The organism is Ilumatobacter sp., from assembly GCF_030065885.1.
Taxonomy (GTDB): Bacteria; Actinomycetota; Acidimicrobiia; order Acidimicrobiales; family Ilumatobacteraceae; genus Ilumatobacter.
Window position 1 is genome coordinate 1 of record NZ_JASJCS010000028.1, and the last position, 11934, is coordinate 11934.

Consider the following 11934-nt stretch of genomic DNA (forward strand, 5'->3'; position numbering starts at 1 on the left):
AGAGCACGCACGTGCTGCGGTCGCGGTAGTCCATCACCCAGTGCAGCTGCTCGGCGCCGATGACGAGCGCCCGGGACTTCACGCCGCCTGCTCCGGGTTCGTCTATGCCTCGACGACCGTGGCGTCGATGATCGCTGCCGGCGTGAAGTCCCGGGCGCTCGTCATCGGCGCCGAGCAGCTGCACTGGGTGATGGACTACCGCGACCGCAGCACGTGCGTGCTCTTCGGCGATGGCGCGGGCGCCGTCGTGCTCGAAGCCTCGACCGGCGGCGATGGCATGCTCGGCACCGATCTCGGCGCAGACGGCGCAGCCGGCACGACGATGGTGTTCGAGTCGCTCGGCACGCGCCGCTCGCTGCTCGAACCTCGCGATCCCCGGTCGTCGGCACTGCACTTCGAGGGGCAGGCCGTCTTCAAGATCGCCGTCCGCGGGCTGACGTCGTCGGTGTGCCGGGCGCTGCACGACGCCGGCGTGTCGGTGGACGACGTCGCCCTCGTGGTGCCGCACCAGGCCAACGAGCGGATCATCAGGTCCGCCGCCGAGAAGCTCGGGATCGGCGACGACCGGTTGATGATCAACATCGCAGAGCACGGCAACACGTCGGCGGCGTCGATTCCGATGGCGCTCTCCGATGCCGTGAACGGCGGCCGGGTCGACGCCGGCGACATCGTCGTGTTCACCGCGTTCGGCGGCGGCGTCACCTGGGGCAGCTCGGTCTACCGGTGGGGCGATCGGGTGCAGGCACTCGGCAGCTCCGATGCTGCGCTGCCGCCGACGGATCGGTCGGTGTTCGACCTGCTCGAGCCGAACCGGCGGTTCTTCGCCCCGCTGCATCCCGACTGAACGTCACACCGCGACCTGCTCCGGGTCGAACGGCGCAAGGTCGCTGCGGAGATTCCCGCGTGACGCGTCATCGAGTGTGGGTCGGTGGCGTCGTACGGGCACGCGAACCAGAAAGGACACGTGCTCATGCGACGATCGATCCTCACCGTGGTGGCCTCGGCCGCGGCGTTCACGATGGTGCTCCCGATGTCGGTGCAAGCCGGCGACGCGGACCGCCGGTCCGACGGCGTCAGCGATCGGCGCTCCGGGCTCGAGGCGCTGCGCCTCGAATGTGCGGTGCGCACCACCGACGCCGGGCCGGCGGTTCGATGCGAGTGGTCGATGCCACAGGCGCCCGCCGCGAGCTGGGTCCGCCTCGTCCGCCTCGACCCCGACACCGATCGGCACCGCCAGGTCGTGTTCCGTACGGCGGATCTCACCGAGACCGGCTACCTCGATGCCGAGGTGCGGGCCGGCCACCGATACGTGTACGCCGTCCAGGCGCTGAGCGAGGCTGGCCGCGTCGTCGGCCAGAGCCGCCCCGAGCGAGTCCGCGTCACCGCGGATGTGGAGGTCCTCCGGCTCCGGTGCCGGCTCGGCCCGGCCCGCGAGGCCATCGGGTGCGAATGGAGTCGGCCGCAGAGCCGCGACGCGTTCGTGGTGTCGCTCTGGCGCTCGGTCGACGGCGGCCCACGGGAGCTGGTCGAGCGGTTCCGGCCCTCGGGCCCCAACGCGTACCGTGACCCCGTGCCGGCAGGAGCGTCGAAGGTGACCTACGCGGTCATCGCGACGACCGAGACCGATCGCATCGTTGCGCGCAGCCGGCCCGAGACCGTGCGGATCCCCCGCCCCGACGCTGCCCGCGACCGGGAGGTGCTCGCCCTCTGACCGACCCCAGTCGAGCTCGTCGGGCCGCGCGCGCCCCGACCGACGACGTGGCGCTCGCGGCCCGCGCCGCCGAGGACCCCGACGAGTTCGCCGTCCTCTTTCGACGGTACGTGCTCGACGTACACCGGTTCATCCGCCGCAGGACCGGCAACGACATGCTCGCCGACGACCTGACCGCCGCCACGTTCGAGCGCTGCTGGACGGCGTTGCCCGGCTTCGAGCCCGAGCGGTCGACGATTCGACCGTGGCTGTTCCGCATCGCCGCGAACGTGGTGGCGTCCCACTACCGGAGCGACCACCGGCGACGGCGCCGCGAGCGGCTCGTCGCGACCCGCGAGGAGCCGCTGGCGACGACCGATGTGGTCGACGATGTGCAGGATTCCGAGGCGCTCGAGGCACTGGGCCGGCTGTCGGAACGCCACCAGGAGGTGCTGTCGCTGCGGTTCCTCGCCGAGCTCACGACGGCCGAGGCAGCCGAGGCCATGCGCGTCACGCCGAACCACCTCGCGGTCCTCCAGCACCGCGCACTGCGCGCGTTGCGCCGGCAACTGGAAGGAGACCGGCGTGGATGAGCGACCGATCCGCAGCGACGTCGAGCGCCGCCTCGAACGCATGGGCGAGGTGGTGCCCGCGGCACCGAGCGAGCACCGGATCGCGGCGATCGAGCAGCGGGTGATGGCTGCGATCACGACGCGAGCGCCGAACCGGCGACGTGTGCTCACCGCCGCCGTGGCCCTTGCGGCCGCGACGTTGTTCGTCATCGCGGCGTTCGTCGCCTTCGCTGCCCTCGACCGCGGCGGTGATGCGACCTTCGCGCTCGCCGACGGCGTCACGCTGGAATCACCGGGCGGGCCGTCGGTTGCCATCGCCGCTGGTGACGACGTCCCCGACGGTTCGATCATCGTCGTCGCAGCGGGCGGGGAGGCGGTCGTCGACGGCGACCGGTACGGCCCTGGGCGCTACCGCGTGACCGACGGGATGCTGGTTCCGCTCGTACGGACGCCCTCGGCCCGGACGACCACGTCGCCGACCGGACCGCCGACGGGGACCACCACGCCGGAGGCATCGATCCGTGAGGGCGACCTGGCGCCGGTCGACCGACCGACGACTGCTCCAGCGACACCGGTCGAGGTGTCGCGCCCGACGCCCGATGAGCGGACCGCGACCACCGGCGGGGCGTCGATCGCCAGGGACCCGACGACGACCGGGCCGACGACGCGTGACCGGCCGACCACCACGTCGACGACGGTGGCGGATCGACCGACGACGGTGGCGGATCGACCGACGACCACCGATGCGCGGGTGACGTCGACCCGGGTGACGCGGACGATCGATTCGTCGACCTCCGCGACGCCGACGATCGATGCATCGACCTCGACCGTGCCGAGCGATCGGCGCCCCGACCGTCCCTGACGCCTGGTCGGTCCACGCCTGCCGGTCGGAATAGCCCTTGGTCGCGTCCGGGTTCTCCCGGCATGCGACACTGGTGCGATGACTCGGGCGACGCCGTCTCGACCCGTTGAACCGTGGTGGCCGTGTCGATGCTGGAACGATCGCCCATGAGCGAGCCGCGCGGCGACGCCGCCTTCGAGCAGTACGTGCTGCCCGAGGTCGAGGTCATGTTGCGCGTCGCCCGATCGCTGACCCGCAACCACGCCGACGCCGAGGACCTCGTGCAGGACACGTTGATCAGGGCGTATCGGGCGATCGATCGTTTCGACGGCCGGCACCCCCGGGCGTGGCTGCTCACGATCCTGCGCAACACGCACATCAACCGCAATCGACGCCGGCGGCCCGAGCTGCTCCGCGACCCGGACACGCAACTCGAACGGCTCGCGCAGTCGCCGACCGAGGACGACGCGGCGCGGCCCGACCGATTCGTCGACCAGGAGTTCGACGCCGACGTCGAGGCCGCGCTCGAGTCGCTGAGCCCGGCCTTCGGTGAGGTGATCGATCTGGTCGACATCCAGGGGCTCAGCTACGCGGAAGCCGCCGAGGCGATCGGTGTCCCCGTGGGCACGGTGATGAGCCGCCTGCACCGAGGCCGCAAGAAGATCCGAGAACAGCTCCGCCGTACGGGCGTCGCCCCGATGTATGCCGATCTCGAAGCCGGGAGGTCCCGATGATCCGCTCGATGATGCGCCGTGTGACCGGAGGGCGCTGGCCCGAGATCCGCGCCGGTGAACAGCTCTCGTGCCCCGAGGTGGGTCGTCTGCTGCAACAGTTCCTCGACGGCGAGCTCGACCGCGACAGCGAGATCAGCTCCCTCGCCGATCACCTCGAGGAGTGCAAGCGATGTGGCCTCGAGGCCGACACGTACCGCAAGATCAAGCAGGCGCTCGCCAGCCGCCGGGCCGAGGTGCCACCCGAGTCGGTCGAGCGGCTCCGCCAGTTCGGCGAACGCCTCGCCGATAGCTGAACGGACCCGACAGTCCGATCAACTGAACCTGACGGCGACCTCGGCGAGGATCGAGCCCTCTTCGGGTGACACGTCGTCGTTGACGCCGGCGACGTCCCGAGCGGCGGAGAACAACGCGCGTCGGAGCACCCTGCTGCTGATCCGCCGGTCGATCTCATCGAGCAACTCGATGACCTCGTCCTTGGTGATCGCGTCCTGGGCTCGAACGATCGCCGGGCCGACGTACTTGTCGAACGTGAAGTCGGTGTCGCGCCAGTCGTCGCTGATCTCGCGGATCGTGTCGAGCTCAGCCTGCTCGAGCCGCCGGTCGGCGGCCATGACGAGCGCCAGGAGCTCGAGTGCCGCTGCATGCTCGCGGTCGGCTGTGGCGTGTACGGCAACTCCCTCGAACAGCTCGAGCAGTCGATCGTTCATCACCGCGAAACCCTAGTCCGCGGCCGCCGTCGGGCCGTCCCGGGACGGGCCGGCAGCGGCCGGCGCCGCGTCAGGCACCCCCGGGAACAGCACGGTCGGCGTCCGCCGGGAGGTCGAGCGCGCGGCGGAGGAAGTCGAGCTGGTGGAGCAGGAGGTTCTCGGCAACGATCTCCTGTGGGGTCATGTGCGTGACACCGACCAGTGGCAGCACCTCGTGGGGGCGGCCCGCCGCGAGCAGTGCCGCCGACAGCTGCAACGTGTGGGCCGCCACGACGTTGTCGTCGGCCAGGCCGTGCACGAGGAGGAGTGGTCGGGCCAATCGGTCGGCGAGCGGCAGGAGCGAGTTGGCGTCGTACACCTCGGGTCGCCGCTCGGGGTCGCCGAGGTACCGCTCGGTGTAGTGCGTGTCGTACAGGCGCCATTCGGTGACCGGGGCGCCGGCGATCGCAGCGGCGAACACGTCGGGACGGACCATGACCGCCAACGCCGCCAGGTAGCCGCCGAAGCTCCAGCCCCGGATCGCCACACGGGACAGGTCGAGCTCGGGATGGTGCGCCGCGGCCTCGTGCAGTGACGCGATCTGGTCGTCGAGGACGCCGATCGCGAGGTCGTCGCGCACCGCACGCTCGAACGCCGAACCGCGGCCGGGCGTTCCGCGGCCGTCGCACACGAGCACGGCGAAGCCCTGGTCGGCGAACCACTGCGGCGTGAGCATGGCGTTGTGCGACCGGACGACGCGTTGAGCGTGCGGGCCGCCGTACGGGTCGAGCAGCACCGGCAGCGCCGTGCCGTCGTGGCCGTGGGGGAGGAGCAGCGCGGTCGCACCGACCCGCTCGCCGTGCGGCGCGAGCATCACGTTGGGGGTGACCAGCGGCTGCTCCGCCGTGTGGGTGAGCGTGTGCCCCGACGGCAGGTGCCACCTGGCGCCGGGTGTGTCGAGCGTCGAGGTTCGGATGATCGTCGTGTCGCCGCCAGCGGCCGCTCCGTGCACGCCCGGCTCGTCGGTCAGCAGCTCGACCCCGGCAGGCGTCCACCGGTGCACGTGGAGCACGGTCGCGTCGTCGATCGGGTTGGCCGTGAGCACGATGCGGTCCGTCGATGCCGAGACCACGCTGCGTACCTGGAGATCGGGGGGCGTCACGATCTCGCCGTCGACGACGAGGCGTCGGGCGCCGTCACGGTCGGCGCACATGACCAGCATCGCGTGGTCGGCGTCGTCGTCGGCGCCGGCGAGCCGTCCGGTGCCCGGCACCAACTCGACCCACACGTCGTCGTGGTCGGCCCACACCCGCTCGGTCGCGCCCGTTCGAGGGTCGACGACGTGCACCTCGAGGTCGCGCTGGTCACGGGACTGGACGACGATCGTGAGGCCGGCACGCGTCCAGTGCACAGCCGCCAGGTAGGGGAAGGTGCTCCGGTCCCAGCCGACCTCGACGGGCGGCCCTCCGTCGAGCGGGCACAGGTGGAGCGACACGTCTGCATTGGCCGTGCCGGCGGCCGGGTACCGGACCGGGTTCGGCCGCTGCGAAGGATCGGCCGGGTTCGAGATGTGCCACAGGCGCACCGGTGCCTCGTCGACCCGGCACGCGGCGATCTGCGAACCGTCGGGGCTCCACCAGAAGCCGCGGTAGCGGCCCATCTCCTCGGCGGCGATGAAGTCGGCACTGCCCCACGAGACGGTGTCGAGGTCGGGTTCGTCGGCCAGCGTCCGGTCGGCGCCGACGCGATCGACCACGCGGAGGCACTGCCCGCTGACGTAGGCGATCGTGTCGCCGCCCGGGCCGGGACGGGGGTCGAACACCGGTCCGGCGACATCGACGGGCTCGGCGGTACCGGCCGCGATGTCGGCCACGAACAGGCGACCGGCCAGCGTGAAGCACGCGACCTGCTCGTGCTCGTCGACCGCGTACGAGGTGATGCCTCCGGCGCCCTCGCGGAGACGCTCTCGGCGTGCGCGCTCCTCGGGGGGCAGGTCGGCGTCGTCGGCCGCGGCCAGCAGCGCCCGCGGGTCGGCGATCATCCGCTCGGCACCCGAGGCGACATCGGCGACCCAGAGGCAGTTGACCGGGTCGTCGCCCGCCCGACTGCGAGCGAACAGCACCTGCCGGCCGTCGCTCGTCACGGTGACGTTGCGCGGTTCGCCGAGCGTGAATCGCTGCGTCCGAGCATGCTGGCGGGGGAACGTGTCGGTCACGGCTGCACCCCCGGCGGGGACCCGGCTCCGGCAGCGACCGCCGCGGCGCGCTCGCCGGCCCATCGGAGCGCGTCCACGACCACCTGCCACGCGCCGGCGTCGTCGACGTGCTCGAGGACGTGGCAGTTGGGCGGCTCACGGTCGCTGATGTCGCGCCGGTCGATCACCGTCATGCCGGTCGTGTGTTCGCCGCGCGTCTCGATCGTCACGTGACGGTCGGTGCCATCGAGCAGCGCGGGGTGGGTCAGCGCCATGACGGCCAGCGGGTCGTGCAGGGCTGCGCCGGTGGCCGCGTCGTGACGGGCGATGTAGTTGCCGGCGAAGAAGCGGAACAGGCCGGCGATCATCGTCGTGAAGGGCGAGTCGAGCGCAGCGACCTCGTCGGCGCGCTCGAGCGTGACGACGAGCTGGTGCGTCACGTCGAGCCCCGCCATCGTCAACGGCACGCCGCTGCCGAAGACGACGGCGGCGGCCTCGGGGTCGGCCCAGATGTTGAACTCGGCCATGGGGCTCCGGTTGCCGAACGTTCCGCCGCCCATCAACGAGACGCCGGCGATCCGTCCGGCGAGGTCGGGTGCGGTGCGCAGTGCCAGCGCGATGTTCGTGAGTGGGCCCGTCGGTACCAGCCAGGTGCCCTCCGATGCGCGGCATGTGTCGACGATGAACGCCACGGCGTCCGTGCTGTCGGCGCCGCGCTCGGGCGCCGGGAGGTCAGCCCCGTCGAGCCCGCTCTCGCCGTGCACGAAGCCGGCGAACCGTGGCGGTGCGGTCAGCGGCCGCGCGGCGCCGCTGTGGACGGGCACATCGAGCGCCAGCGCATCGCGCATCACGCACGCGTTGTAGGTGGTCCGATCGAGGGGCGCGTTGCCGGCGACGGTGGTGATGCCGGCGAGGTCGGTGTGCAGCGCGGCGACGAGGATGGCGATCACGTCGTCGTGCCCCGGGTCGCAGTCGAGCACGATTCGCGGTCGTGCGCCGGCGCGTTCAGAGGCTGGTTCGGGGACCGTCGGAGCCATGCCGGTCAGCATCGCACGCGAAGTGCGACCATGTCGGGGTGATCCGCCCTACCGGTCTCGTGCTCGCCGTGTCGGTGGTGGCCGTTGCGTGCTCGGGCGGCGATCCCGATGGCGGCGACGTCGCCGCCGACTCGACCGCAGCGGAGGCGCCGGTCACGACGGAGGAGGTCGCCGGCCCGACCGGTTCCGTCCCCGACGCCGCCGCGTCGACGACCGAGGCGGCGGCCGACCCATCGGTGACCGTCGACGACTCGTCCGGGCCCGCAGCGGTGTCGACGTTGCCGCCCGACCCGCTCGGCGTCGCCGAGGTGGGTACGCCCGGCCTCGACAGCGATGATCCCTTCTGCTCGGCGTGGAGCCGGTGGGCCGGGTCGGCCCAGGTGATCCTCGTGGCGAACGCGTTCAGCGAGGCAGGCCCCGAGGCGCTCGCGCCGCTGGAGATCATCGCCTCACCGGTCGTCACCGATGCGTACGACGACATGTTGGTGGCCTGGCCCGACGAGCTGGAGCGCGAGCGCGAGGTCGCAGCCGACGGCTACTTCGGACCGATCACCCGCCGTCTCGACGTCGCCCGTCAGGCGCTGCTCGACGCCGGCGCCGACGAGGGCGTCCTGGCTGCCGTCTCGACGGCGTGGCTCGCCGCGCTGTCGGTGCGCGATCCGTCGACGCCCGAGTTCGCCGTGGACCTTCCCGAGGACGTGTGGGCGGTGGTCGACGCTGCCGCCTCCGACTTCGCCGCTCGGCTCGTGCCGTTCGGGTCGGACCCGAGCCTGCTGAGCAATGAGGAGACGCCGCTCACGGACGCCTACCTCGAGGTGTCGTGCCCCGACCAGGGGACGCTCGGCGGCCAGGAGGTCGATCCCGACGCAGTCGGCAGCTGATCGCAAGCGAACGCGTTCGGGCCGGACCGGGGCCGTACACTCGGCGGCGTGGCCCGCATCGCGTTCGGCTCCGATCACGCCGGCTTCGAACTCAAGCAGCACCTGATCGACCGGCTCGCGGCTGCCGGCCACGAGATCGTCGACCACGGCACCGACTCGACCGAGAGCGTCGACTACCCGGGCTTCTGCGCAGCTGCCGCGCGCTCGGTCCGCGACGGCGAGGCCGACGTCGGCATCGTGCTGGGCGGCAGCGGCCAGGGCGAGCAGCTCGCCGCCAACAAGGTGCGCGGCGCCCGCGCAGCGCTCTGCAACTGCCTGTACACCGCTCGCATGGCGCGTGAGCACAACGACGCCAACGTGTTGTCGATGGGCGCCCGCGTCGTCGGTGTCGGCCTCGCCGACGAGATCGTCGACCTGTTCCTGTCCACTCCCTTCGAGGGCGGCCGCCATGCGCGCCGGGTCGCCCAGCTGACCGAGATCGAAGAGACCGAGGCCAGCCGCTAGGCCGCTCGACACATCCCGACCCCACCGAACCAACACATCCCGAGGACCCTCACCGATGCCCTTCCACTCCGACACGCACCCCGACACCGAGGTCGAAGCGCTCATCCACCGCGAGTTCGAACGCCAGACGACGGGCCTCCAACTGATCGCCAGCGAGAACTTCACGTCCCCGGCCGTGATGCGCGCGACCGGCTCGGTGCTCACCAACAAGTACTCCGAGGGCTACCCGGGCAAGCGGTACTACGGCGGCAACGCGGTCGTCGACGACATCGAGTCGATCGCGATCGAGCGGGTCAAGGCGCTGTTCGGCGCCGAGCATGCCAACGTGCAACCACACTCCGGCGCCAACGCGAACATGTGCGTCTACCAGGCGCTGCTGTCGCCGGGTGACACGGTGCTCGGCCTGAGCCTCGACCACGGCGGTCACCTCACGCACGGCTCGCCGGTCAACACCAGCGGCATCCTGTACCACTTCGTGTCCTACGGCGTCGGCGGCGAGGAGCGGATCGACCTCGATGCGATGCGCGATCTCGCGCTCGAGCACCGCCCGAAGATGATCGTCGCCGGTACCACGAGCTATCCCCGGCGGCTCGACCCCGAGCCGTTCCGCGCCGTGGCCGACGAGGTCGGCGCGATGCTGATGTTCGACATCGCTCACCTGGCGGGGCTCGTGGCCGGCGGTGCGCACCCGAACCCGGTGCCCTACTCCGACGTCGTCACCTTCACGACGCACAAGACGCTGCGCGGGCCGCGCGGCGGCTGCATCCTCAGCACCGCCGAGCACGCGAAGGCGATCGACAAGGCGGTGTTCCCCGGCTGGCAGGGCGGGCCGCTCGAGAACGCCATCGCCGGTAAGGCCATCGCCTTCTACGAGGCGTCCCAGCCCAGCTTCGGCGAGTACGCCCACCAGATCGTCGCCAACGCGTCGGCACTCGCGGCCGCGTTGGCGGGCGAGGGCTTCCGGCTCGTGTCGGGCGGTACCGACAATCACCTGATGGTGGTCGACCTGCGACCGTTCGACGAGGAGCTGACCGGCAAGGTCGCCCAGTCGAGCCTCGACGAGGCCGGCATCACGCTGAACAAGAACACCGTGCCCGACGACCCGCGGAGCCCGTTCGTCACGAGCGGCGTGCGGATCGGCACACCCTCGGTCACCACGCAGGGCATGACCGAGACCGAGATGCCTGTCGTCGCCGCGCTGATCGCACGGGCACTGCGGGGGCGCGACGAGCCCGAGACGCTGGCGCTGGTCCGCAAGGAGGTCGCCGACCTCTGCGCGCGGTTCCCCGCCTACCCCGACGGCGCCTGAGGTCCCGCCCGCAGTCTCGCCGTCGCCGGGTCGAGCACGGCGATCTCGCCGCCGGCGGGGGTCCGCCACGCTCGCGGAGGTTCGTCGACGGGACGACGGCTGGCCCGCGTGTACCACCCGCAGGGCACGCGACCGGCGGTCGCATCATCCGACCCGGCCGTGCCGCTCTCTGACGACATCGTCGCTCGCTCGAGGGGGGGACTGCCGCGCGTTGAGGTGACATCTGAGCTGGCTTGCTCTGGCAGGCCTGGAAGGATGTCCCGATGCCCAAGCCCTATCCGCCCGAGTTCCGCGACGACGTCGTGAAGGTCGCTCGGAACCGCCCCGACGGCACGACCCTGGAGCAGATCGCCAACGACTTCGGGATCCACCCGATGACGCTGTCGAAGTGGCTCCGCCAAGCCGCGATCGACGACGGCGAACGTTCCGGCGTCACGTCGACGGAGTCAGCGGAGCTTCGAGAGGCGAAGAAGCGGATCCGCCTGCTGGAGCAGGAGAACGAGGTGCTGCGCCGAGCAGCGGCGTATCTCGGCAAGGCGAACATCCCAAAAGGATGATGTACCCGCTCGTGCGCGAGCTCGCCGACGACGGGATCCCCGTCACGGTGTCGTGTCGGGTACTCGGTCTCGCTCGTGCTCCCTACTACCGCTGGCTCGATTGCCCGATCACCGACGCCCAGCTCGATGAGGCCTACCTCGCCAACGCAATCTGTGATGCCCATCGAGACGACCCCGAGTTCGGGTATCGATTCCTTGCCGACGAAGTCCGCCGAGCAGACGAGCATGCCGAAGTGTCGGACCGGGTCGTGTGGCGGATCTGCCGGGATCACCAGTGGTGGTCGGTGTTCGGCAAACCCAAACGGCCCAAGGCGTCGATCCCTGGCACACCGTCACATGACGACCTGGTGCGCCGCGACTTCACCGCCGAGGCCCCGAACCAGCTGTGGCTGTCCGACATCACCGAGCACCGCACGAAGGAGGGGAAGCTGTACGTGTGTGCGATCAAGGACGTGTTCTCGAACCGGATCGTCGGCTGGGCCATCGACGAACGCATGAAGGCCCGCCTCGTCGTCGCTGCGATCGAGATGGCTGCCGCCCGGCGAGGTGACGTCGCCGGCTGCATCCTGCACTCCGACCGCGGGTCACAGTTCCGCGCTCGGAAGGTGCATCGGGCACTCGCCCGCCACGGCATGGTCGGCTCGATGGGCCAAGTCGGCTCCGCCGGCGACAACGCCGCCATGGAATCCTTCTTCGCCCTCCTGCAACGCAACGTCTTGGACCGGCGCTCCTGGGCGACACGCGACGCCCTCCGCATCGAGATCATCACCTGGATCGAACGCACCTACCACCGCCGCCGACGCCAGCAACGCCTCGGCCGATTGACCCCCATCGAATACGAGACCATCATGACCCCTCAGACGGCAACCGCCGCCTGACCAACCACTGTCACCTCAACGCGCGGCAGTCCCGGGTGGCCGCGCGCGACG

General features: G+C 71.1%; 13 protein-coding genes. 10 read left to right on the forward strand and 3 right to left on the reverse strand.

What is annotated here, in order from left to right; genetic code table 11:
- The 6 genes from QNJ12_RS08335 to QNJ12_RS08360 form a co-directional block, all read left to right on the forward strand.
- Positions 1 to 844: beta-ketoacyl-ACP synthase 3 (locus QNJ12_RS08335; protein ID WP_300621503.1), on the forward strand; the 844-nt coding region annotated here is incomplete at its 5' end.
- Positions 845 to 970: 126 nt separating this feature from the next.
- Positions 971 to 1711 carry a hypothetical protein gene (locus QNJ12_RS08340; protein WP_300621505.1) on the forward strand — a complete coding sequence of 247 codons (741 nt, stop codon included), beginning with the start codon at positions 971 to 973 and terminating at the stop codon, positions 1709 to 1711.
- Between the two features lie 47 nt (positions 1712 to 1758).
- Positions 1759 to 2283 (forward strand): sigma-70 family RNA polymerase sigma factor, encoded by a 525-nt coding sequence (locus QNJ12_RS08345; RefSeq protein ID WP_300621508.1) that lies wholly within the window; start codon positions 1759 to 1761, stop codon positions 2281 to 2283.
- Positions 2276 to 3124, forward strand: a complete 849-nt coding sequence (locus QNJ12_RS08350; RefSeq protein ID WP_300621510.1) for a hypothetical protein — start codon at positions 2276 to 2278, stop codon at positions 3122 to 3124. The genes QNJ12_RS08345 and QNJ12_RS08350 overlap by 8 nt, the downstream gene beginning before the upstream one ends.
- 146 nt (positions 3125 to 3270) lie before the next feature.
- Complete coding sequence (locus QNJ12_RS08355) at positions 3271 to 3837, forward strand: sigma-70 family RNA polymerase sigma factor (protein WP_300621512.1); 567 nt, start codon at positions 3271 to 3273, stop codon at positions 3835 to 3837.
- An 8-nt stretch (positions 3838 to 3845) separates the two neighbouring features.
- Positions 3846 to 4130 carry an anti-sigma factor gene (locus QNJ12_RS08360; protein ID WP_300621514.1) on the forward strand — a complete coding sequence of 95 codons (285 nt, stop codon included), beginning with the start codon at positions 3846 to 3848 and terminating at the stop codon, positions 4128 to 4130.
- A gap of 18 nt (positions 4131 to 4148) precedes the next feature.
- On the opposite strand, the gene QNJ12_RS08365 is transcribed toward QNJ12_RS08360, so the two are convergent.
- The 3 genes from QNJ12_RS08365 to QNJ12_RS08375 form a co-directional block, all read right to left on the reverse strand.
- Positions 4149 to 4544: a hypothetical protein gene (locus QNJ12_RS08365; RefSeq protein ID WP_300621517.1), complete on the reverse strand. Its 396-nt coding sequence runs from the start codon at positions 4542 to 4544 to the stop codon at positions 4149 to 4151.
- A gap of 70 nt (positions 4545 to 4614) precedes the next feature.
- A complete protein-coding gene (locus tag QNJ12_RS08370; RefSeq protein WP_300621520.1) occupies positions 4615 to 6738 on the reverse strand; it encodes a prolyl oligopeptidase family serine peptidase in 2124 nt (707 codons plus the stop codon).
- On the reverse strand, positions 6735 to 7754 hold the full coding sequence (locus tag QNJ12_RS08375) for a nucleoside hydrolase (RefSeq protein WP_300621523.1): 1020 nt from the start codon (positions 7752 to 7754) through the stop codon (positions 6735 to 6737). The genes QNJ12_RS08370 and QNJ12_RS08375 overlap by 4 nt, the downstream gene beginning before the upstream one ends.
- A gap of 38 nt (positions 7755 to 7792) precedes the next feature.
- Here QNJ12_RS08375 and QNJ12_RS08380 point away from each other — a divergent pair, with 38 nt between their 5' ends.
- The 4 genes from QNJ12_RS08380 (at position 7793) to QNJ12_RS08395 (ending at position 11883) form a co-directional block, all read left to right on the forward strand.
- Positions 7793 to 8635, forward strand: coding sequence for a hypothetical protein (locus QNJ12_RS08380; protein WP_300621526.1), 843 nt, complete (start codon positions 7793 to 7795; stop codon positions 8633 to 8635).
- A 48-nt stretch (positions 8636 to 8683) separates the two neighbouring features.
- Complete coding sequence (gene rpiB / locus QNJ12_RS08385; RefSeq protein WP_300621528.1) at positions 8684 to 9139, forward strand: ribose 5-phosphate isomerase B; 456 nt, start codon at positions 8684 to 8686, stop codon at positions 9137 to 9139.
- Between the two features lie 55 nt (positions 9140 to 9194).
- Positions 9195 to 10448 carry a serine hydroxymethyltransferase gene (gene glyA / locus QNJ12_RS08390; protein WP_300621531.1) on the forward strand — a complete coding sequence of 418 codons (1254 nt, stop codon included), beginning with the start codon at positions 9195 to 9197 and terminating at the stop codon, positions 10446 to 10448.
- 263 nt (positions 10449 to 10711) lie between these two features.
- A protein-coding gene (locus tag QNJ12_RS08395) for an IS3 family transposase (protein WP_300621534.1) occupies positions 10712 to 11883 on the forward strand; the annotation gives its coding sequence in 2 pieces (ribosomal slippage) (positions 10712 to 10999 and positions 11002 to 11883; 1170 coding nt in all).
- Positions 11884 to 11934: the final 51 nt, after the last annotated feature.